A 22,694-nucleotide genomic window follows, 5' to 3' on the forward strand; every position below is an offset into this window, starting at 1 on the left:
TTGTCTGGTCAAAAATGAAGAAACCAGCGGTTTTAAACAACCCTTTCCCGAGGAATAAATAAAGCTGACGATCAGCACCTTGAGTAGTTTCTGTACCCCTGCCGGCCCTGCCCCGGCGAAACGGGTCCGCCCGTCAACAAATAAAAAAAGCGCGGCTCCGTTTCCGAAGCCGCGCCCTGTACCGGTCTCAGCAGACCAGTGGAAACAATACCCTAGTAGCGGTACATTTCCGATTTGAACGGACCGTCGACCGTTACGCCGATGTAGTCGGCCTGCTCCTGCTCCAGCGGCTCCAGTTTGGCACCCACGTGGGCCAGGTGCAGCGCAGCTACCTTCTCGTCGAGCTTCTTGGGCAGTACGTACACTTTGTTTTCGTACTTCTCCGAGTTGGCCCACAGTTCGAGCTGTGCCAGCGTCTGGTTCGAGAACGAGCACGACATCACAAACGAGGGGTGGCCCATGGCGCAACCCAGGTTCACGAGCCGGCCTTCGGCCAGCACGATGATTTCCTTACCGTCGATCTCGTACATGTCGACCTGGGGTTTGATCTGGCTCTTGGTGCTGCCATAGGCGCTGTTGAGCCACGCCATGTCGATTTCGTTGTCGAAGTGACCGATGTTGCAGACAACGGCCTTGTCTTTCATGGCTTTGAAGTGCCGCTCCTTAATAATGTTGACGTTACCGGTGGCCGTTACGAAGATGTTGGCGCGGGTAGCAGCCTCATCCATCGGTACCACTTCGTAGCCGTCCATAGCAGCCTGCAGGGCGCAGATGGGGTCGATTTCGGTCACCAGCACGCGGCAACCCACGCCCCGCAGCGACTCAGCCGAGCCTTTACCTACGTCGCCATAGCCAGCCACAACGGCCACTTTACCGGCCATCATCAGGTCGGTGGCGCGCCGGATGGCATCAACCAGCGACTCGCGGCAGCCGTATTTGTTGTCGAATTTCGACTTCGTTACCGAATCGTTGACGTTGATAGCGGGCAGGTGCAACGTACCGTTCTTCATCCGCTCATACAGCCGGTGCACACCCGTAGTGGTTTCTTCCGACAGGCCTTTGATACCCTGGATCAGCTCGGGATACACGTCGAACACCATGTTGGTGAGGTCGCCACCGTCGTCGAGGATCATATTGAGGGGCTGGCGGTCTTCGCCGAAGAACAGCGTCTGCTCGATACACCAGTTGAATTCTTCTTCATTCATGCCTTTCCAGGCGTAGACCGGAATACCGGCGGCTGCAATGGCAGCTGCGGCATGATCCTGCGTCGAGAAAATGTTGCACGACGACCAGGTTACATCAGCACCCAGTTCGACCAGCGTCTCAATCAGTACGGCGGTCTGAATCGTCATGTGCAGGCAACCGGCGATGCGGGCACCCTGCAGCGGCTTCGATGGGCCGAACTCCTCACGCAGGGCCATCAGACCCGGCATTTCGGCTTCGGCAAGCCGGATTTCTTTGCGACCCCAGTCGGCCAGGGCGATGTCTTTAACCTTGTAAGGTACGTACGTGGAGGTTTGCATTGGTTGATTCGTGAAACGTGATGCCCAGTCGTAAGCAACTGTACGGCAAAGGCTTGATTTCTTAGTAAAGTACAAAATTAAAGTATCCCGCCTAGAAACGCTAACCGTTTGGTATAAAGTACGCGTTTTGCCCACGCTGGCATGCGTCAGGGTGCGTTACCGCCCTTTTTTCTGGCCGGCCGTTTGCTTTTTTTCGGGCAATCGGCTATTTATGTAAGCACTTACGTAATCCCTTACCTAGTTATGGATTTTATGGCTGAACTGGCCGAACTGGCCCTGGCCAGCCGGCTCCGGCGTTTGAGCGATACCTACTGGCAGGCCGTTACGGCTACCTACCGCGCCTTTGGGGTCGACTTCGACGTACGCTGGGCCACGGTCTTTATGCTGCTGGCCCGGCAGGGACCGGTAGCTGTTACGGCGATTGCGGGCCAGCTGGGCGTGTCGCACCCGGCCGTGATTCAGATTACCAACGAACTCGAAAAGCGCGGGCTCGTGGTATCGGCCCGGTCGGAGCAGGATGGACGCAAGCGGCTGCTGTGCCTCAGCGAAGCCGGACAGGCCCTGCTGCCCACGCTCCAGCCGCTCTGGGATGCCTTCATCGCCGTCAACCGCGACATGATTGCCCGGCAAACGCATAACCTGCTGCTTTCGCTGGGCGACATGGAGGCTCAGCTGGCCGAGCGCAGTTTTTTCGACCGCGTGCAGGACCAGCTGGCCCGGCAGGGTCCGGTTGGTCAGCCCGATTCATCAGCGTCTACCAACTCCTGATCCCCTTATGCCGACCGTTACTATCATCCCGTATGAAGCCCGTTACCAGCCCGCCTTCAAAGCGCTCAACACGGCCTGGATCGAGCAGTATTTTACCCTGGAGCCCCACGACATCGAACAGCTCGATCACCCCGACGTATACATTCTGCCCAACAACGGCCAGATTTTTCTGGCCCGGCTTGACGATGCCATTGTGGGATGCGTGGCGGTTGTGAATATGGGCGAAACGGGCTTCGAGCTGGCCAAAATGACCGTTTCGCCCGCTGTGCGGGGGCAGGGGGTAGGCCAGCAGTTGTGCCTGGCCGCCATCGACTACGTGCGGCAGCTGGGCGTGCCGACGCTCTGGCTCGAATCGAACCGGCGGCTGGCCCCGGCGCTGGCGCTCTACCGTCGTGTCGGGTTTCGGGAGGTAGCGAGCGTACCAACACCCTACGCCCGCGCCGACATTCGGATGGAAATCACGTTTTAGCCGGCACAATCGGCCTGCTGACCGCTACGGACTTGGGAGGGCCGGCGGGGTTTCGTAGGTTTAAGTCACGATGATACCACGCACCCTGAACCGCCCCACCCAGCTTGCCCGGCATGTGCTGGGCGCGGTGGCGTTTCTGATGCTGCCTTATGTTTTTGCACCCGACGGGTTCGGTCAGCTGGCCCAGATCGGACACGATCCGCACCAGCGCACCAACCTGCTTGGCTACGGGCTGATGCTCGTTTTCTTCTACATCCACTACTACCGGCTGATTCCGCGGCTCTATTTCGAGCAGCGCTACGGGCGCTACGGGCTTTGCCTGGTGGTGGGGTTTGTGGTGATTATGGGCGTGATGACCGCGCGCGACCGCTTCGGGTTTGGGCATTACCCGGCGCCACCGCGTCCCGCCTTTCCGGCGCCGGACGCCCTGCCGCCCCCCCACCCGACCGGTTTTCCACCGAACGCGCCCGCCGGTAAGCCGTACTACGGCTTCGAGTTGAGCCACGCGCTGTTTCTCTTTCTGGTGGGCATATTCGTTACCCTGTCGCTGGCCATCAATGCGCGGTGGCGCGAAACCGAGCAGCAGCGTATGGCAACCGAACTGTCGTTTCTGAAAGCCCAGATCAACCCCCATTTTCTGTTCAATACGCTCAACAGTATCTACGCGCTGGCCATCGAAGGCTCGGTCCGTACGCCCGACGCACTCATCAAGCTGTCGTCGTTTATGCGCTACGTAACGCGCGATTCGGGGAGCGACTGGGTGCCGCTCGCGCGCGAACTCGACTACATCGGGCAGTACATCGACCTGCAGCGGCTCCGGCTCGACGACACAGCCACGGTGCAGTACACGGTGGAGGGATCGGCGGCCGGGCTGCGTATTGCGCCCATGCTTCTGATTTCCTTTGTCGAAAATGCATTTAAGTACGGGGTCAACCCCGCCACCGAGTCGATCATTACGGTAAGCGTGCGGCTACAGGCCGGCGAGCTGCACCTGCTGGTGTTCAACAAAAAGCTGCGGCTGACCTTGTCCGACGAAAACGTGGGCGGTATCGGCCTGAACAACACCCGCACCCGGCTGCAACTCCTCTACCCCGACCGCCACCGGCTGACCATTCAGGACCAGCCCGACGCGTTTACGGTCGATTTACACCTGCATCTGCTATGATCCGCGCCATTGCCATCGACGACGAGCCCCCCGCCCTCCGTATCATCACGTACTTCTGCGGGCATCTACCGGGCATCGACCTGCTGAAAACGTTTACCCGCCCCGACGAAGCGCTGGCGTTTCTGGCGCATGAACCCATCGACCTGCTGTTTCTGGACATCAACATGCCCGCCATGACGGGTATCGACTTCTACAAGGCCATTCCGCAGAAAGCACTGGTGATTTTCACGACGGCCTACGCCGAATATGCCGTGACGGGGTTCGACCTCAGCGCGGTCGATTACCTGCTGAAGCCCTTCACGCCCGACCGGTTCCGGCAGGCAGTCGACAAGGCCCGGGAGCAACTGCACTGGCAAAACCGGGCCGACGATGGGGTGCCCGACCCGTTCCTGTACATCCGGGCCGACTACAAGCTGTATCAGGTTCCGCTGGACGATATCCTGTACGTGGAAGGTCTCGACGATTATATAAAAATTCATCGCCAGACCGGCCACCCCATTGTGGCCCGCCTGACGATGAAAGCCCTGCTGCAAAAACTTCCCGACGCCGATTTCGTGCGGGTGCACCGCTCGTTTATCGTACCCCTGCGCCGGATCGAGGCCGTCCGGAATAAGATCATTCAACTGGCCGGCCAGTCGATACCGATCGGCATTAGCTACGAAAGCGCTTTTTTTGAGCGGTACCGGCCAGCTAATCCATAAGTACGGGCGCTGGCCGGTACCGATTATTTTTTAGCCGTCTGCCGGGGCATCTGGTACTCGAAAGTTTTGTTGATTGGCGCACCGTAGTAGTTAACGTTCAGGTAGTCGAGCCGCTTGTTGTGCGTGTCGAGCCGCTTCTTAAACGACTCCATATTTTTATTGACCTGCGGGGTCCAGGCGGTTTCGGCAATGGCGATCAGCCGCGGAAACACCATGTACTCGACGTAAGCCGAGGTCGGCATGTATTCGGTCCAGACGTTGCCCTGTACACCCAGCACGTGCTTAGCCTGATCGGCGGTGAGGCTGTCGGTTACGGACGGGTTGAAGCCGTACACTTTTTCCAGTGGCAGGAAACCACCAATGGCCACGGGTACAGTTTCTTTCTTCGGATCGACCTGGTAATAATCGAGGTAGCAGTACGTGGTCGGGGTCATCACGACATCGTGGTTCTGCCGGGCGGCCGCAATGCCCCCCGATACGCCCCGCCAGCTCATAACGGTAGCGTTGGGCGACAGTCCGCCTTCCAGAATTTCATCCCAGCCGATGATCCGGCGGCCTTTGCTGGTCACGAACTTGTCGATGCGCCGGATAAAATAGCTCTGCAGTTCGTGCTCATCCTTCAGGCCTTCCTTCTTCATCAGGTCCTGGCAGAACTTGCTCTGCTTCCACTCGATTTTAGGACACTCATCGCCCCCGATGTGGATATACTGACCCGGAAAAAGGTCCATTACTTCGGTCAGCACGTTTTCCAGGAAGGTGAAGGTTTCTTCGCGCGGAAACAGCACCTGATCATACACCCCCCAGATGCTTCCTACGGGCAGCATGCGGTCGGGGTTGGCGCCCAGCTCAGGATACACCGACAGCACGGCGACCGAGTGACCCGGCATTTCGATTTCGGGTACGATGGTGATGTAGCGTTTCTGGGCGTACTTAACCACCTCGCGAATATCGTCCTGGGTATAGAACCCGCCGTAAGGCTTGTCGTCGTAGGTTTTATCGGAGTAGTGGCCGATCATCGATTTGGGCCGGATCGACGCCAGCTGAGTAAGCTTAGGGTACTTTTTGATCTCGATGCGCCAGCCCTGATCTTCGGTCAGGTGCCAGTGAAAGGTGTTGATTTTGTGCAGTGCCAGCAGGTCGATGTATTTCTTGATAAACGACACGGGATAGAACTGCCGGCCACAGTCGAGCATGGAGCCCCGGTAGCTGTAACGGGGTTGGTCGGCGATGGTGCAGGCCGGCATGGTCCAGGCAACATTGGCCACTTTCGAGGCACTGAATACGGCGGGGGGCAGCAGCTGCATGATCGTCTGCACGCCGTAGAAAAAGCCCTGCGGCTGGGCCGCCGTCAGCACCACCTGCGTGGGCGATACCGTCAGCTTGTACCCCTCTTTACCCAGGCTGGCATCGGTGCTGGTCACGAACAGTATGCCTTTGGTGGCATTGCCCACCGTTACCACCGGCTTGTAGCCCGTGGCTTTGGCCAACTGATCGGCCAGCATCTGCGCAATGCCGCGAACCTCGTTACTGCCCGTAACGGCAATAACCGGTTTGGCGGGCAGCGTGAAAACGCCTTTCTGCGCATCGAACTGGGTTGGCTGCGGAATCAGCGCGGGGGTCTGGGCCTGCAGCCGGGGCAATACCAGCAACAAACCAACCAGACAGGTAAGGACGTATTTCATGAACAGAAAAGGGTTTTTAAATTTTTTTACAATAGTCGTCATTTCAGCGGTTACCACCAAATGATACTATCCTACAACCGACAAGTACCATTGCCCGCCAACCCACCAACTCTACAACATGACAACGCCATAACTTTATAACTCCCCTCATCACTCCCCCCGAAGCCACGCCAGGTTGAACCGGTAGTGCTGGCTGCTGCTGATGAGGTGAATGAGATTGTCGGGCGTCTGCGTGATCGACAGATAGCCTTTAGGTTCAGCGTGGGTGGCATCCATCTGGAACGCCCCCGTCCAGGCCCCCCCGTTCAGGTAACGCTCAACGCCGTCGGTCAGCAGCCGGCGCACCGGCCACGTCCGGCCCTCGTCGAAGGAAAGAGCCGCATACATACCATAGCCCCGCACCGACTGACCCGCCCGGGTCGTGAACAGCATCCCCTGCTCGCGGTCGGCGGGCTGATCGGGGTGGTGCGTAAACGAAACCAGCAGCAGCGGCCCCTCATTGAGCCGGATCAGCACCAGCCGCTGTCCGTTCCAGACGGGCGGAAAGGGCGACGGCTCGTAGGTCCAGCTTTTGCCCATATCGGTCGAGCGGCTCATAGGCATGCGCAGGGCACCGTCGGGACCGGCAATGTCGTCGTTGCGGCCCAGCGCCAGCAGGCTGCCGTCGCGCAGCTGCACCACGCCCGCGTGGATCCCCGCGATCAGCCCCCCCGTTTGACCCCCCTGAAACCGGGGTGTGTCGGTGCCGGTATACGGATTCGTCCAGGTCTGTCCCTTGTCTTTACTGATGTGAATGGCCGTGCCTCCCGTCGGGCCCGCCTGGGCATCGGCGGGCTGAACGAGCCAGCCTTCGCGCGTTTGAAACAAACCCGTAATGACCTGATTACGCGGCTGATGCTCCGGATCGGCCAGCCGTGGTGCCGACCAGGTAGCGCCATTGTCATGGCTCTCGCGGGCCACCATGGCCAGATTCTGCCAGTCGCCGTCGGTTTCGAGTCCGTTCAGGTGGTACAGTGTGCCGTGGCCATCGTTGAACAGGGCCGTACCGGTCAGGTTGCGGTCGGGCACCCGAAAAAACGTCGATGGGGCGTCCCAGGCCGACTGACCGGCCCGCAGCCGGCTGGCCAGAATGGCCATTTCGCGACCCGACTCTTCGTTGGTCGAAAACCAGGCCGCCAGCAAATCGCCGTTGGCGCACCATGTGAGCGCTGGGCTGTGGTTGTGGGCATAAAACGGCACCCCGGCGTCGCAGTCGGGCTTGTTGACATAGCGAATGGGCGGCATAAACACGGGTTTGCCGATCGGTTTCCAAACAGCCGGCTGTTGGCGCACTTGCTGCATGACGGCCGTTGGCGACTCGGCCGGCAAACGCGGACCGGTTACAGAGCCAGCCTGCACCACCCGGAACCCCACCAGCCAGCTCCGGTCGTCGGGCAGCATGGCCGAGCGGTTGGCCGAACGCAGGTACCGTACCGGCGTACCGTGGCTGCCCCCGCGCGTAACCCGATACAGGCCACTGACCCGGCCGGCCGGATCGGTCTGCTCGCCTGCTGCGTAGGGCCCGTACCAGTCGGCGCACCATTCCTCTACGTTGCCGTGCATATCGAACAGCCCAAACGCGTTGGCCGGCGACTGCCCTACGGTGAGCGGTACCACAACGGGGTCGCGGTCGGTCTTCTGGCTTTTCTGATACCGGGCGGGCAAACTACTGCCCGTGCTGAAATCGGTTACGGTACCCGCCCGGCAGGCATATTCCCACTCCGCTTCGGTGGGCAGCCGGTAGGGTTTACCTGCCTGCTGGCTCAGCCACTGGCAGAAGGCCACCGCGTTGGCATAGGTCACAAACACAACGGCCTCATCGTCGCCGGTCGAGAACCCCCGCTTGCCGCGCAGGGCCCGGTGGCCCGGGTCGAAGGCTTCGTACTGCGCGTTGGTGATCTCGGTGGCACTCATCCGGAAACCGGCCGTCAGCCGTACCCGGTGAATAGGTTGCTCGTCGGCATCTTCGCCGTCGCGCTCCGATCCCATGTGGAACCGCCCGGCCGGCACGTCGACCAGTTTTATCGCAACCGAAGGAGCCGGCTGCCCCATGGTCAGCCGGCTCCCGATACTCAACAGCAATAGCAGTCCGATACGCATCGTCAGGCCAGCTTAAATACCCACGCCGGCTGACCGGCCAGTTGTTTGCGCACGCTGGCCGGAATCTGTACGGTGACGCCGGTGCTCGTCTTCGTTACCTTGAGCGGCTGCTTTACGCCCAGCAGGGTCACGGTCTTACCGGTTTTGCCCATCGGCAGGCTTACCCGCTCGGGCAGCTGCTGTTCGGTTTCGGCGGGCAAATACGTAGCATAAGCCGCCGTAGCACTCTCGGTGAAGGCCCACTGCCCCTGCCGGTAGGGTGCCAGCGGTTTGGTGTTGTAGATCGACTCGCTGTTGACCCGCATCCAGGCGCCGATTTCGTTCAGCCGCGTGTAGGCTTCCTCGTGCCATTCGCCATCGGGACCGGGGGCGATGTTTAGGAGCATATTCCCGTTTTTGGCCACCACGTCGACCAGCAGCTGCACCAGTTTGCGAGCGGGCTTGAAATTCTCTTTTGGAATATACGACCAGCTATCGCCCATGGTCAGGCAGGTTTCCCACGGAATGGGCATATAGTGGTCGGGAATCTGCTGCTCGGGGGTCACGTAGTTCTCAAACTCGCCCGATACCGTCCGGTCGACCACGAGCAGGCCGGGCTGGTTTTTACGCCCCATAGCCGCAATGCGCGCCATGTTGATATCCTGACTGTAGGGAATGGTGCGCTGCCAGCTGATGCTCGAATCGATGGTGCTGGCGGGGCGAACCCAGCCCCCGTCGAGCCACAAAATATCGACCTTACCGTAACCGGTCATCAGCTCTTCGATCTGGTTATAAGTGAAGTCGCTGAACTGCTGCCACAGCTTCGGATACTTTTTGGGGTCGTAGTTGACGTTGCGGTCTTTGGGCGGGAAATACGGCCACCAGTACGAGTCGACGTGCCAGTCGGGTTTGGAGAAGTAGGTGCCGACCATGAAGTCCTGCTGGCGGAAAGCGCCCAGAATCTCTTTCGTTACGTTGCTGCGGGGGTTACTCGAAAAGGGGGTTTTAGTGTCGGTGATCTTGTAGTCGGTCTGTTTGGTATCGAACATACAGAACCCGTCGTGGTGCTTGGTAGTGAAGATCATGTACTTCATCCCCGCCCCTTTGGCGGCCTCGGCCCAGCGCTCCGGGTTGAACTTGACCGGGTTGAAGGTCGTCTGCAGCGCTTCGTAGCCTTTTTTGTATTCGTACCAGTTGCCGGCCGTCGGGCCTTTGCGTTCGCACCAGCCCTCGTCTTCGGGGCAGAGCGACCACGATTCCACAATGCCCCGTTCGCTATAGGTGCCCCAGTGCATGAGCAGTCCGAATTTTTTGGCCTGCCAGTCGCCCAGCTTCTGCTTGACGGCTGCATCCGTTGGCCAGACGTAGTTTTTGTGGTTTTGTTCGGAGTGCTGCTGGGCGGTAGCCACCAGCGACAGGGCGAGCAGTGCCCCGGTAAGCCCGGTACGGTAAGTCATGGATATAGGAACGATTAGACCCACAAAAGTAGGCGTTGATGCGTATCCCTGCCCGATCGTTCGGCAATTGGCTCGTTTATCCTAATTCCTTCTTTGTATGATGCTAAACGAAGTGTGCCGTGCCCCGCTTGCGTTTCCATTGCGCTGATCCGCGCGTTCATCGATGCCGTACGTATCACGAGTTTCCGTCGATGGGGTAACAGGCCCCGGTAACAAACGAGGCTTTTGGCAATAACAGCCAGGTGACGGGCTCGGCTACTTCGTCCGATTTGTCCAGCCGCCCGATCGGCCGCAGCACAATCAGCCCCGGCCCGACGACGTGTTCGCCGGTTACAGTAGCTGCATGACAACCTTCCGGTTGATGCGTATCGGGCAGTCGGATCGTTCGGTTTATACGCTCACACAGTTTGCAGATAGATGGCTTCCAGTTCATTGGCGGTCAGGTCGCGGGCATCCAGCGATTCGACCAAGTGACCGGCCCGCATAATCCCGATGCGTGTACCGACTTCGCGCGCCCGAAAAATATCGTGCGTAGCCATCAGAATGGCGGTACCTGATTGAGCCAGGCTCGTCAGAATCTCTGAGAACTCATTGCTGGCTTTAGGGTCGAGACCGCTCGTGGGTTCGTCGAGCAGCAGCGCTTTGGCTTGCTTGGCCAGCGCGATGGCGATACCCACTTTCTGACGCATACCCTTCGAGTAGGTACCGACCCGTTTGCCATGGGCCTCGGCCTGCAGACCGGCGTGGCTCAACAGGGCACGTAGCTCATCGACTGTGTGACGAAAGCCGGCCAGCTGAGCGAAAAAGTCGAGGTTTTCCAGCCCCGTCAGCGTCGGGTACAACATAACCGTTTCGGGCAGGTAAGCCAGCAGTCGCTTCGTTTCCTGTGGGTGCCCGGCCACGGTCAGACCATTGATGAGCGCCTGCCCGGCGGTGGGTTGTAGAAAGCCCAGAAACAGGTTGATTGTCGTGGTTTTGCCCGCCCCATTCTGGCCCAGCAAACAATAGATTTCGCCAGACCGAACGGTTAAATTCAGGGCGTTCAGCGAGGGAGACTGACCCGGCGCGTACTGTTTGGTCAGTTGAATAGCCTGCAGCATAGGGTTTGTCGGCGTTTACAGTTGATAAAGTGTTCGGCGGAGCTGGAACCAGCCCAATCCCAGAAAGAGCGCACTGTACAGCAAGAGCGGAGCCAGCACGGCAGCCGGGCTCACCGGTGTCGAATCGACAAACGTGTCGACTTCGATAGCCGCCCATTGCTCGGCCGACACCGGGGCATTCGTGAAAATTTTGGGGTAAAAATACAGGCGACGCGCTTCGTGGAAGCGGGTTACGTAATCCAGAAAACGAAGCTGATTACCCAGCCCGGAGTGGGCCAGTTCGCCCAGTTGAAGCTGGGTATGCAGCGATGGAATAAACCGGGCCACAGCGAGGCTGGCCTGTTCGCGCTGCTGTAGCTTTTGTTTCAGTTTGCCAGCCAACCCGGCCGATTCGTCGTCGCCCAGCTGTTGCATGGCGTAGTACCACCGCCAGTCGGTGGTGGTGGCGGCAACGGGTATCTGCCTGAACTGCGGGTAATGGCTGTAGAATTTTGTGAGCGTGGCCATCTTGTCCAGATCCCATTTTTCGTGATAGCCCTTCCGCTGCGCCAGCGTAGTTGCCTGCGCTTCAGGAACCGGATAACGGGCTATGAGAAACGTATTGATACCCGCAGGCAGCACCACGAGCAGCAGCAGCCAGATATCCAGCAACAGCATGGCATTGGTGCTGGAACGGCGCTGCAGCGACACGACCCAGAAACAAATGCTGAACCAGAACAGCGTATACCCCACCGCCGTACCCAGAAAAAGCCCTGACGCACCATCCAGCGGAATTGCCAGCAGGCCAACGGCCAGTACGCCCAGGACCAGCAGCAGGGCCAGCAGCACCAGTAGCCGAATCAGGAAAAGCCGCCCTACAAAACCCAGCAGATGCCGGCTCTGAACGGCAACCATCGCCCAGGTGCCGGTTTCCTTCTCATCAGAAATAAGGGCATACGTAAAGGCAATGATCAGCAGCGGCACCAGGTAGATCAGCACAAAGCTCAGATCGACGTTACCCAGCAGCAGATTGGCAGGATTGGTCAGGTCGGCGTCGTACTTCTGGCCTTCCAGCGCCCGGATCGTCACGCTTTGTACCGACGGATTGACGTCGCGCTGCCCGATTGCCAGGGCCGTCAGCGGGGGCATCTGGTTGACAACCGCAAATTTCAGGTAGTAGAGCAACAACCCCAGATCGTCGTGGTGTACAGCTGCCTGCCGGGGAAAGTCAGTGCGCTGTACCTGCACCACGTCGGCAACAGCCTGTTGTTGCCGTTGGGCGAACTGCCTGCCCACCAGCAGTGAGATGATGCCGATGGCCAGCAGCAGAGCGAGCCCAATACGGGTGCTGCCCGCCCGGATAAAGTGAGTAAAAGCCAAACGGCTCATGTCAGACAACGGTTAGTGTATTGGATAATCGCCAGATCAGCACCAGGAGGAGCACCAACCAGAAAACAAAGGCCAGCAGCGAAACCACTTCGTGGCCCAGTACACTTGCCAGGTGGGGCGACTGGTAGCTAAAATCTGGCATTTCTTCCCAGTGCGTATGGTCGATCCGGAGCGGCTTACTGCCAGGGGCTGGTTTAGCATTGCTGATCAGCCGAATCTGCAGGTCATTCATGGTTTGCGCCATGCCATACCGGTACTGTTCGGCCTGGCGCTGAAAATCGACATACGTAGCGAAGTCGGAACCGGCCAGCGCCATCGACAGATTCCGAATGGCCAGATACGGATTGATAAACGATACGGCTTTGGTAAACCGGTTTTGTTGCTCATAAATCGCCAGCAACCGGTTAAAATGGGTGTTATACAGGCGGGCGCTTATTTTTTCACCCTCGGCCATCACCAGCCCGCTGTAATTGACAGGCAGCTGCCCCACCGAATCCACGCCGTAGGCAGTCAGCACCGAATCCCGGAAGCCTCGGTAATGGGGATCGCCGGGATTATGACTGTCGCCTTCCCGTAGCACGTCGGCCTGAATGTCGGCCAGAAACGTTGTCTTCGAAGGGGCCGGGTACAGGTATGACCCCAGCGCCTGCGAGGCTCTGGGCAGTACCAGGGTGAGCATCAGCCAAAGGCCAATAAGCGACACGAGGGCCGTTTTGGCCGTTTGGCTCCGCGCCGATACCAGCACGGCAATGACACAGAAAAACGACAGGTACAGAAAGTACACTCCCAGCAGGAGTACCAGCCGGATGGTCTGATCGAGGCTAATACCGTCTGTCTGCAAACCCAGCGAGAGCAGAGCCGTGATGACCATCGCGGGCAGAAACAGCGTGAGCATGACGGCCATCAGCCCCAGGCTCTTGCCAACCAGTAACTGCCACCAGCTTACCCCCTGACTCAGCAGGAGTTTCAACGTGCCCGTTTCGCGGTCGGTGGCTACCGTGCCGAAACCCACAAAAAACAGCAGCAGCGGTACCAGCAATTGCAACACCATGGCCATGCTGATTTCGCCAAACCGGAGCAGGCCCGTCGAAAAGCCGGCCTCCGAAAAGTTGGTGCTGTTTTGTTTGTGCGCTTCCAGATAAATGGTGTTGCCCAGAAAACTCTCCATCCCGAAATCGAACACACTCAGCGGGGCTTTGGGCCGGAACGCAAAGTGGCCGTAGTGCGCCATGCGGTGCGGGTGTTTGTCGGGGTTGCTCAGCCAGTCTTGCCGGGCCCGTTGCTGGTACTTCTGGCCGGTTTCGTTCTGCTGCCGAAAGGTGACCCACCCCGTTATGGCGGCATAAAGCAGCAGGAGGCCCATGCCGATGAGCAGCCCGGCAACGGCCCGGTTGGCAAAGGTCGTCACCCAAACATGGCGGGCAATGAGTCGTTCAATTCGAAGCGTCATGCGTTAGAAGCGGTAAGTCAGGGTCAGCATCGTACTGCGTGGAGCACCGGGGAATAGCCGCAGATAGTTCTGAGCCCCCACCCAGTGAGTGCGGTTGGTCAGGTTATTGATGTTGAGAGCCACCTGGACGTTGCTTTTGGCGGGGGTATAATACAGGGCCATGTCGAACAGCGTGTAGGCTGGCACCTCGAAGGCACGGGAGAACCACGGAATTTTGCTGCCGCTATACTGCATACCCAGCCCAATGCCCAGATCGCTCAGCGCCGAATTGGGCGTGAAGTTGTAGCGCGTCCAGAGGTTACCACTGTGGCGGGGTGTATTCTGCTTGCGGGCCCCCACCAGACTGGCTTCGTTATCGCTTACAATCACAGCGTCGATGTAGCTGTACGAGGCATTGATTTGCCAGTTGGGGAGCAAATACCCGGCTACATCCATCTCGAAACCGCGGCTGCGTTCGGCCCCGCGTGTTACCAGCGAGTCGGGAAAAGCGGGCAGGTTGGCGTTGAGTAGCAGGTTGCGCTGGTTGATCTCGTACACGGCTGCGTTGAGACTGGCGCGACCGCCCAGTACCTGCGCTTTAACCCCGATTTCTTTCAGGTCGCTCCGCAGCGGCTCGAACAGGTTGGCCGATTTGGCGGTGCTGAAAAAACTGCTTGTGTTCGGCAAAAGGGACACGGTGTTCGACTGCCCCTGAAACCCTTCCAGGTACGTGCCGTAGAGGTTCAGGTTAGGCGTGAGCGAATACGTCAGACCCAGGCGGGGCAGTAGGGCGGCTTTAGTAAACGACGATTCGCCGGGCGACTGGTAGTTGGTGATGTCCCGAAACGACTCGTAGCGCAACCCCAGCAACAGCCGGAGTTTGTTCCAGCGGAGTTGCTCCTGCACATAAACGGCGTTGGTGGTGGTGAGTGCTGCCGGGAGGGGTGTGCGGGCGTTCAGTACGTAGTCATTGATGTTACGAATGGTGTAGCTGGGGTTAGTCAGGTCGAAATAAGGCACGTTAGGCCGGGGCAGCGTGACACCCCCTGCTGTAACGGTCTGGTAATTGGCTGCGTTGGCCAGCACAAACGAACCCGCAACAGAACCATCCCGCAGCAGAAAACCCCGGGCCGCGTTCTGACCGCCCCCTTTCCGTTTCTGCCAGTCCGACAGGTCGTAGCCCACCAGCAGATCGTGCGTGGCTGGGCCGGTGCTGACGTTAAAATTGACGTACGCGTTCAGGTTGTCGACAGTCCAGAACTGCTTCCGCTGCACAAACTGCATGGCGGCCAGCGACGTGACTGGCTTATTGGTCAGGTCAACCGGAAACGCATTGGTGGTACGGTGTTCCTGCAAATCTTCCTGCCAGGTCTGCTTCATATAGGTCACGCTGGCGCTGATCCGGTCGGTAAACTTGTGGGCCAGGTTGCCCGTGACGATCAGTTCATTCGCGTTAAAAAAATCGTTGCTGGCCCCCAGGTTCAGGCCGATGGGTGTACTGTTGAGATTGGTCTGACCCGCCACGGCCCCGAAAATAGGCTGGCCCCGGTCGAGGTTACCGCTGGCCCGGCTCAGAATCAGCTCGGCGTTGAGAGCCGTTTTGGGGTTGGGAATGTAGGAAAACGAAGGCGATACCAGTAGGGCATTATTACGCACCAGATCGCGGTAGCTACGGGCTTCCTGATAGGCTCCGTTGACGCGATAGAGCAGGGTTTTGCTGGCATTCAGCGGCCCCGTAAAATCGAGCGTGCCTCGCAGGGTACTGAAACTGCCCGCGCTCAGGCTTACTTCTTTCCGATTAACGGCCAGTGGTTTTTTGGTCACCAGGTTGATGCTCCCCCCCGGATCGACCGACGAAAACGACGCACTGGCAGGTCCTTTGAGTACCTCGACCCGCTCGATATTGGTGGTCAGTGGCTGCAGAAAATAATATTGCCGGGTACGCATGCCATTGATAATCTGGCCTTCTTCGTTCTGGCTGATGCCCCGAATGGCGTACTGGTTGTAAAAGCTCGATGGCGTTACGCCACTGACAATCTTCACGGCATCGGCCAGCTGAAAGGCCTGCCGGTCGGCCATCAGCTCTTTTGTTACGGTGCCGATCGACTGGGGAACATCCTTGTTGAGCGCGGCAATCTTCGTGGCCGAAAAGGAGTAGTCGCTATTATAGTCTCTGGCCACGCGCCCCACCACCTCGACGGTCTGAAGCTCTGCCACTTCGGGTACAAGTTCAATTGTAAAAAAACGCTCGCGAACCTTTGCTGTGGTGGTTTTGAAACCGATAAACGAAACCTGCAACGTACCCGTAGCCGGCGCATCGAGCGCAAATTTCCCCGTGCTGTCGGTGGTGGTTCCTGCATTGGCACTGAGGAGCTTTACGGTAGCCCCCGCTACTGGGCTCCCGGTCTGGGCGTCGAGCACGGTTCCCGTAATGGCTTGTGCCTGTGCGGAAAACGAACTGATAATCAATAGGATGGTAAATAACTGTTTCATATAGGTTGTGTTCAGCAAGAGAAGCGCTAGTCGGCTTTGGTGACGGCATCCAGCCGGGCCTGAATCTGCCGGATGTTGTTGAGCATTTCGCGCTGCAGGTCACGCATATGTCCGGCGGGCAGGTCTTTCAGCGTCGCATCGGCATGGTGGTGGTGATGCGTCTGCCTGCCCGGGTCCGCTTCATGGGTGTGGTTGTGCGGCATGCCCGGTACTTCCACCAGGTTTTCTTCCCAGCTCTCGAACGCTTGTTTCAGGCTGTCGAGCGTGGCGATCCGGGCGACTGCTGCCGGCGTCTGCCGGGCCTGTAACACCTGCCGAATCGAGTCGATCTGCTCGATCCGGGGCTCGACGAGCGCCTGGATTGCCGTTGCCTGCTGGTGAAACTGGGCCGCTTCGATGAGCAGCGGGTCACGACTGGCGTCGGTGGCCGACGAACAACTCAACAGACCTGCCAGCAGGCCACCAGCTATACAGATACAGGCTGGGCTGGAAAGGGCATAAATGGGCATGGGATAAACCTAATGGCGGTGATGACTGCGACAATAGCGGATGTTGGCCAGGTGGGCAATCACCAGGCCCAGCGATGCCGCGTAGGCCAGGTAGGCAAACAGGGGGTGGTACGACTCGGCCAGCAGGGCTGCACTGAACAGGGCCAGGAACGCCCAGAGTGCCCAGCCAATGGCGGGGGAGGTGTGGCGCGACGCCGACCAGACGGCCAGTATGTTGACGCCGATGAACACGTAATCGAGACTGACAAGGCCGACTCGCAGCGTGTCGTGGTTCAACAGGGTGGACGTAAGGACTAGTATTGGCGTGATAAGGCAGTGGATCAGGCACAAAACTGAGCCCGTGATACCCACATAGTCGGCGTAGCGGGCAGGGAAAAGTAGCTTCATGGAATAGACTGTGACGAGGCTTTTATGCAACAATGTTGCAAATATAACTAATCAGTCGAGACGAGCAATGCGCTGTATCGAACATTCGGCCGGTAGGGTAAACTGAGCCAGCGCTGGCGAATCAGCACCAAACACAACGAGCAGGCCCATGGGCCTGCTCGTTCTAGCTGACTCTATTTGCCGACTACTGCGCCAGATAGCCTCCGTCGATGGGGTACTAGGCGCCGGTAACAAACGAGGCTTTTGGCAATAACAGCCAGGTGACGGGCTCGGCTACTTTGTTTGTTTTGCCGGGCGAGCCAGATAGGTAGAAGGATTTATCACCGAGCAAGCAGCCTCGTAGTAACCCGTTCACAAAGGGCACAAAATACTGTCTAAAATTTGGCGTACGTTGCCTGTACGTCTGACATAAAGAGCAAAAATTCGGCTAGTCAGTGGGTTGCGGTTTACGAACCGTATTTTTGCTGGATACTGACCTGCCAGTTATGCCCATATCCCAACGCGTTCTGAAGCAGTCAACGCCGAAACATAAGAACCCTAGTTATGGATGCTCATCAGGATATCCGCTGGCAACAGCGATTTGCCAATTATAACAGAGCGTTTGCCAAACTCGATCAGGCCGTAACCCGCATAAAGGCAACGTATTATAGAAACGACGTTTTGCAGGAAGACCTATTCGACGATGCGGACGAACTCATAAAGGAAGGCCTTATTCAGCGGTTTGAATACACCCATGAACTGGCCTGGAACGTTATGAAGGACTTTCTCATGGACAGAGGGACAACGCCTATATACGGATCCAGAGACGCAACCCGAGAAGCTTTTTCTACCGGGCTACTTGACAATGGCGAAGTCTGGATGGCCATGATCGCCAGCAGAAACAAAACCTCGCACACCTACAACCAGGCTACGGCCGACGAGATTTTTCTCCATATCTTGGATTTCTATCATCCTGCGTTTCTCCATTTCCAAAACGTTATGGAACAGAAAAAGACGGGTACACAAACAGGCTTATTCTGATGATGACTTCTGGATTGCCCGATAGTGCGGTAAGGGCACTACAGCGGGTATTTAAGCGCTACCCTCAGATTGACCGGGCTATCCTGTATGGTTCACGAGCTAAAGGCAACTTTCGTACGGGGTCTGACATCGACCTCTGCCTGGAAGGCTCTACGCTGACCATGTCAATTTTATACCGCATTGAGAATGAAATTGATGATTTGCTGCTGCCTTACAAAATCGACGTTTCGATCGACCATTACATTCAACATACAGACCTGAAAGAGCACATAGCGCGAGTCGGTACCGTTTTTTATGAATCCGTTGCCCCATCGTACTAACCAATTCTGGCGAAACGAACAGAGGGGAGTACAGGATCGAAAACGGCATCTGCTGCCCGTAGCCAACCAAACACAACGAGCAGGCCCATGGACCTGCTCGTTCTAGCTAACTCTATTTGCCGACTACTGCGCCAGATAGCCTCCGTCGATGGGGTAATAGGCTCCGGTGACAAACGAGGCTTTGGGCGACGAGAGCCAGATGACCAGTTCGGCCACTTCTTCCGATTTGCCCAGCCGCCCGATCGGGTGCAGCGCAATCAGCCCCTGCCGGGCGTCGTCGGGCAGCACCGACAGCAGCGGGGTGTCGATGTAGGCCGGCCCCACGGCGTTGATGCGGATGTTGTGCGCGGCATATTCGAGAGCCGACGCTTTGGTGAGACCTACCACGGCGTGCTTGGCAGCCACGTAAGCCGGCGACAGCTGCGTACCGACCTGTCCCAGTATCGAGGCCATGTTTACAATGGTGCCGCCCCCCTGCTTCATCATCTGGGTGAGCTGGTATTTCATGCCGTAGAAAACGGCATTCAGGTTTACGTTAATGACCTTTTGCCAGCTCTCCAGGCTGTAATCGCCTGTTTTGTTCTGCTCACCCCCGATACCGGCGTTGTTGCAGACGATATCGAGCCGGCCATACCGGTTTACTACCTCGTTGACGAGCCGTTCACTCTCGGCGGGGTCACTTACATCGGCCAGTACGAAATGGCTCTGCACGTCCATTCCCTTGATCTGTTCCACCACGACCTGCCCCTTTTCGGCATCCAGATCCGAAACCAGTACGTTGGCGCCGTGTTGGGCGTAAAGAAGTGCAACGGCCTTGCCAATACCCGACGCTGCGCCTGTAACCAGCGCTGTTTTACCTGCCAGTGAATGTTCCATACTTCGCGTTGTTTTCAGCAATAGAACACGGTGCTTCGGCAATGGTTATGAATAAGTCTATCGAATCAGGGGAGAGTTCCGGTTCCTGCCGACCCGACTAGTGCTGTACGCCAAGCCCGGCCCGACAAAAAAGCGCCCGATCGTATTGATCGGGCGCCTGACTGTTCAGAACCGGAGGTGTCGCTACTGTTTCCACCGCATCACGTCCATCACGTTGGGACAGAAATCGTATTCATCGGGCTGGTTGGAGCCTATGAGTAATAGCTGATCCGGGCCTAGCTGCTGTACCTGTTCGTGATACCAGGCCGCGCCCTGCCGGTCGAGGTTGGCCGTGGGCTCGTCGAGAATGACAACGGGGGCATCGGCAAAGAAGGCCAGGCCCAGCTTCACCCGCTGCTTCATACCCGACGAGTAGTACTTGATTTCCTTATGCCGCGCGTGGGGCAGTCGCAGGCGGTCAATCACCTCATCGACATGCAGACCCGGCCGGAATGGCTTGAAGGTCTGGTGAAAAGTAAGCAACTCAGCCAGCGTCATTTCTTCGATCAGCTCCAGGTACGGAGCCGCCACGCTTACCAGTCGAAACCAGTTGTCGGGCTCGACCACGCGTCCTGCCCGGGTGTAGGTGATGGTGCCTTCGGTATGGGGCAGGTTGCCCGCCAGCAGTTGCAGCAGCGTCGATTTGCCGCTGCCGTTGGGCCCCACAAACGTATAGCTCTCACCCGCCCGCAGCGTCAGGTCGACCCGGCGTACGATCCACTCCCGGCGGTATTTTTTCCCCAGCTGTTCGGCTTTAATCTGCATATGGTGTAGTACGGTATTCGGTATACAGTTTACAGCGGTCTATTGCCTGGTGGCTGCCCGTGTGCATTCATTACCGTAAACACCATACCGAATACAGTAAAATACCTTACTCTCTGTCGCCACCGCTCGAAGCCGGGCCTTTCATGATACCCCGCTCCGACGACCGGATGAAGTTCACAATCTCGTCGCGCTCGTCAGACGGCGGCAGTTCGAGTTCAATCTGCGTCAGGGCGTCAGCGTTGTTGAGGCCCCGAAGGTAGATGTAGCGGTAGATTTCCTGAATCTGATTGATCTGATCATTTTCGAAGCCGCGCCGACGCAGCCCGATCGAGTTAATGCCCGTGTAGGAGAGCGGCTCGCGGGCGGCTTTGGTGAAGGGGGGCACGTCTTTACGCACCAGCGACCCGCCCGAAATCATGGCGTGGGCACCGATCTTCACCCACTGGTGCACCGAGCTCGATCCGCCAATGATGGCCCAGTCGCCCATGTGTACGTGGCCACCCATCTGCACATTATTGATAACCAGACAGTTATTACCGATGCGACAATCGTGGGCAATGTGGGCATAGGCCATAACCAGGCAGTTGGTACCGATTTCGGTTTTCCAGTGCTCTTCGGTACCCCGGCTGATGGTAGCATACTCCCGAATGGTCGTGCCGTCGCCGATAAATGTCCGCGTGTACTCGTTCTTAAACTTCAGATCCTGCGGGGTCGACGAAATCACCGCCCCGGGATATATTTTGCAGTTACGGCCAATCCGGGCACCCTCGTTGATAACCGCGTGCGACCCGATCCAGGTCCCTTCGGCGATCTCAACATCTTTGTGGATGATGGCAAACGGCTCTACCACCACATTCTGCGCGATTTTCGCTTCCGGATGGATATAGGCTAATGGCTGAATCATTGTTGTTCGGAGCGTTTGTCGTTCGTGGTTTGTCGTTTGTAGTGCGTGCCGTAAACCGATGACACCGGATGAACTACCAACCCCAACCGACGAACCACGAACTGTAAACTATTTTTTCTTAACCAGACTGGCGATCATGTCGGCTTCGCAGACCAGCTGATTGGCTACGTAACCCCGCCCCTGCATCTTCACGATACCCCGTTTCATAGGTGTCGTGAACTCACACCGGAAGATGACCGTATCGCCCGGCAAAACGTTGCGCCGGAACCGGCAGTTCTCGATACCAACCAGGAAAGGCCAGTAATTTTCGGGGTCGGGTACGGTGCTCAGCACCAGAATACCGCCCGTTTGCGCCATGGCTTCCAGCTGCATCACCCCCGGCATGACCGGATTGCCCGGAAAATGGCCCGGGAAGAAGGGCTCGTTCATGGTCACATTCTTGATCCCAACCACGCTGTTCTCATCCAGGGCAATGATCTTGTCGATCATCTGGAAGGGGTAGCGGTGGGGCAGCAGCTGCGAAATGCGGTTGATGTCGAGCACGGGGGGCTGTGTCGGGTCGTATTTCGGAACCTGATTGGCTGCGTTTTTCTGGATCAGTTTTTTTATTTTCTTGGCAAACGCCACGTTGGCCGCATGGCCGGGGCGGGCCGCCAGAATCTGGGCTTTAATGGGCCGGCCAATCAGGGCCAGATCGCCAACCACGTCGAGCAGCTTATGGCGGGCCATCTCGTTGGGGTAGTGCAGCTCCAGGTTGTTCAGGATACCGTCGTTTTTGTTGACGCTCACCTTCGGTTTTTTCAGCAGATCGGCCAGATAGTCCAGCTCGCCATCCTTCACCTCGCGGTCGACGATAACGATGGCGTTGGTGAGGTCGCCCCCCTTTATGAGGTTCTGCTTGTAAAGCGCTTCGAGTTCGTGCAGAAACACAAACGTGCGGCAGCTGGCAATTTGCTCGGGAAACTGACTGATGTCGTTCAGGTAGGCGTGCTGGCTGCTGATTACCCGCGAGTTATAGTCGACCATCACCGTCAGGCGGTAGTCGTTGAGCGGCAGGGCGGCCAGCTCGATATCTTTCTCGGGGTTGATGTAATGAACGTATTCGCTGACCTCGAAGTAGTTGCGCTGCGCGTTCTGTTCCTCGATACCTGCTTCGCGCAGGGCGTTGATGAACTGGATCGACGAGCCATCCATGATCGGCGGTTCGGGCCCATCGAGCTGAATCAGCACGTTGTCGAGCTGTAGTCCCACCAGAGCCGCCAGCGTGTGCTCGACGGTATGGATACGGGCTCCACTCTGCTCGATGGTCGTTCCCCGCGACAGGTCGACCACGTTATCGACGTCGGCATCGACGATGGGCTGGCCCGGCAGATCGACGCGCTGAAATTTATAGCCGTGGTTGGTAGGGGCCGGCAAAAACGTCATGGTGGCCATAACGCCCGTATGCAGCCCAACGCCCGACACGGAAATGGACTTTCGAATCGTCTGTTGTTTTGTATTCATTCGGTTGGTTCTTCAGTGGTCGGTCTGCAGTATACAGTTTACGGTTGTAAGCCCATCGTTGGAACGACCATCGTGTGACGACCGCTATAAACTGAAAA

At 57.8% G+C, this 22,694-nt stretch carries 20 protein-coding genes; 6 read left to right on the plus strand and 14 right to left on the minus strand.

Features of this window, described 5'->3' with window-relative positions:
- Positions 1–212: 212 nt before the first annotated feature.
- On the minus strand, positions 213–1,523 hold the full coding sequence (ahcY, locus tag ACYVAC_RS04120) for an adenosylhomocysteinase (protein ID WP_461096308.1): 1,311 nt from the start codon (positions 1,521–1,523) through the stop codon (positions 213–215).
- 243 nt (positions 1,524–1,766) lie between these two features.
- Between ahcY and ACYVAC_RS04125 the strand changes: the two genes are divergently transcribed.
- The 4 genes from ACYVAC_RS04125 (at position 1,767) to ACYVAC_RS04140 (ending at position 4,626) form a co-directional block, all read left to right on the plus strand.
- Positions 1,767–2,291, plus strand: a complete 525-nt coding sequence (locus ACYVAC_RS04125) for a MarR family winged helix-turn-helix transcriptional regulator (RefSeq protein WP_461096309.1) — start codon at positions 1,767–1,769, stop codon at positions 2,289–2,291.
- A 7-nt stretch (positions 2,292–2,298) separates the two neighbouring features.
- Positions 2,299–2,760 carry a GNAT family N-acetyltransferase gene (locus tag ACYVAC_RS04130; protein ID WP_461096310.1) on the plus strand — a complete coding sequence of 154 codons (462 nt, stop codon included), beginning with the start codon at positions 2,299–2,301 and terminating at the stop codon, positions 2,758–2,760.
- 70 nt (positions 2,761–2,830) lie between these two features.
- A complete protein-coding gene (locus ACYVAC_RS04135) occupies positions 2,831–3,925 on the plus strand; it encodes a sensor histidine kinase (RefSeq protein WP_461096311.1) in 1,095 nt (364 codons plus the stop codon).
- On the plus strand, positions 3,922–4,626 hold the full coding sequence (locus ACYVAC_RS04140) for a LytR/AlgR family response regulator transcription factor (RefSeq protein ID WP_461096312.1): 705 nt from the start codon (positions 3,922–3,924) through the stop codon (positions 4,624–4,626). Before ACYVAC_RS04135 ends, ACYVAC_RS04140 begins: the two co-directional genes overlap by 4 nt.
- 23 nt (positions 4,627–4,649) lie before the next feature.
- Here ACYVAC_RS04140 and ACYVAC_RS04145 read toward each other — a convergent pair whose 3' ends face one another.
- The 9 genes from ACYVAC_RS04145 to ACYVAC_RS04185 all read right to left on the minus strand — a co-directional run bounded on the left by ACYVAC_RS04145 (position 4,650) and on the right by ACYVAC_RS04185 (position 17,169).
- Entirely contained in the window at positions 4,650–6,308 is a 1,659-nt protein-coding gene (locus ACYVAC_RS04145; protein ID WP_461096313.1) for a beta-N-acetylhexosaminidase, read from the minus strand.
- 150 nt (positions 6,309–6,458) lie between these two features.
- A complete protein-coding gene (locus ACYVAC_RS04150) occupies positions 6,459–8,447 on the minus strand; it encodes an SUMF1/EgtB/PvdO family nonheme iron enzyme (protein ID WP_461096314.1) in 1,989 nt (662 codons plus the stop codon).
- A gap of 2 nt (positions 8,448–8,449) precedes the next feature.
- Positions 8,450–9,883: an alpha-L-fucosidase gene (locus ACYVAC_RS04155; protein WP_461096315.1), complete on the minus strand. Its 1,434-nt coding sequence runs from the start codon at positions 9,881–9,883 to the stop codon at positions 8,450–8,452.
- A gap of 398 nt (positions 9,884–10,281) precedes the next feature.
- Entirely contained in the window at positions 10,282–10,983 is a 702-nt protein-coding gene (locus ACYVAC_RS04160; protein ID WP_461096316.1) for an ABC transporter ATP-binding protein, read from the minus strand.
- Between the two features lie 15 nt (positions 10,984–10,998).
- On the minus strand, positions 10,999–12,351 hold the full coding sequence (locus ACYVAC_RS04165; RefSeq protein WP_461096318.1) for a DUF3526 domain-containing protein: 1,353 nt from the start codon (positions 12,349–12,351) through the stop codon (positions 10,999–11,001).
- A 1-nt stretch (position 12,352) separates the two neighbouring features.
- Positions 12,353–13,801 carry an ABC transporter permease gene (locus ACYVAC_RS04170; RefSeq protein WP_461096319.1) on the minus strand — a complete coding sequence of 483 codons (1,449 nt, stop codon included), beginning with the start codon at positions 13,799–13,801 and terminating at the stop codon, positions 12,353–12,355.
- Between the two features lie 3 nt (positions 13,802–13,804).
- On the minus strand, positions 13,805–16,273 hold the full coding sequence (locus tag ACYVAC_RS04175; protein WP_461096320.1) for a TonB-dependent siderophore receptor: 2,469 nt from the start codon (positions 16,271–16,273) through the stop codon (positions 13,805–13,807).
- A 26-nt stretch (positions 16,274–16,299) separates the two neighbouring features.
- Positions 16,300–16,782: a hypothetical protein gene (locus tag ACYVAC_RS04180; protein ID WP_461096322.1), complete on the minus strand. Its 483-nt coding sequence runs from the start codon at positions 16,780–16,782 to the stop codon at positions 16,300–16,302.
- 9 nt (positions 16,783–16,791) lie between these two features.
- A complete protein-coding gene (locus tag ACYVAC_RS04185) occupies positions 16,792–17,169 on the minus strand; it encodes a MerC domain-containing protein (RefSeq protein WP_461096323.1) in 378 nt (125 codons plus the stop codon).
- Between the two features lie 543 nt (positions 17,170–17,712).
- On the opposite strand from ACYVAC_RS04185, the gene ACYVAC_RS04190 reads away from it, so the two are divergent.
- Both ACYVAC_RS04190 and ACYVAC_RS04195 read left to right on the plus strand, forming a co-directional pair.
- On the plus strand, positions 17,713–18,189 hold the full coding sequence (locus ACYVAC_RS04190; RefSeq protein ID WP_461096324.1) for a nucleotidyltransferase substrate binding protein: 477 nt from the start codon (positions 17,713–17,715) through the stop codon (positions 18,187–18,189).
- Positions 18,189–18,509, plus strand: coding sequence for a nucleotidyltransferase domain-containing protein (locus tag ACYVAC_RS04195; protein ID WP_461096325.1), 321 nt, complete (start codon positions 18,189–18,191; stop codon positions 18,507–18,509). Before ACYVAC_RS04190 ends, ACYVAC_RS04195 begins: the two co-directional genes overlap by 1 nt.
- A 123-nt stretch (positions 18,510–18,632) precedes the next feature.
- On the opposite strand, the gene ACYVAC_RS04200 is transcribed toward ACYVAC_RS04195, so the two are convergent.
- The 4 genes from ACYVAC_RS04200 to ACYVAC_RS04215 form a co-directional block, all read right to left on the minus strand.
- A complete protein-coding gene (locus tag ACYVAC_RS04200) occupies positions 18,633–19,385 on the minus strand; it encodes an SDR family NAD(P)-dependent oxidoreductase (protein WP_461096326.1) in 753 nt (250 codons plus the stop codon).
- A gap of 183 nt (positions 19,386–19,568) precedes the next feature.
- Positions 19,569–20,189: an ABC transporter ATP-binding protein gene (locus ACYVAC_RS04205; RefSeq protein ID WP_461096327.1), complete on the minus strand. Its 621-nt coding sequence runs from the start codon at positions 20,187–20,189 to the stop codon at positions 19,569–19,571.
- A gap of 106 nt (positions 20,190–20,295) precedes the next feature.
- Positions 20,296–21,093, minus strand: a complete 798-nt coding sequence (gene lpxA / locus ACYVAC_RS04210; protein WP_461096328.1) for an acyl-ACP--UDP-N-acetylglucosamine O-acyltransferase — start codon at positions 21,091–21,093, stop codon at positions 20,296–20,298.
- Positions 21,094–21,201: 108 nt separating this feature from the next.
- Positions 21,202–22,596 (minus strand): bifunctional UDP-3-O-[3-hydroxymyristoyl] N-acetylglucosamine deacetylase/3-hydroxyacyl-ACP dehydratase, encoded by a 1,395-nt coding sequence (locus ACYVAC_RS04215; RefSeq protein WP_461096329.1) that lies wholly within the window; start codon positions 22,594–22,596, stop codon positions 21,202–21,204.
- Positions 22,597–22,694: the final 98 nt, after the last annotated feature.

This window comes from Spirosoma luteolum (genome assembly GCF_054778875.1).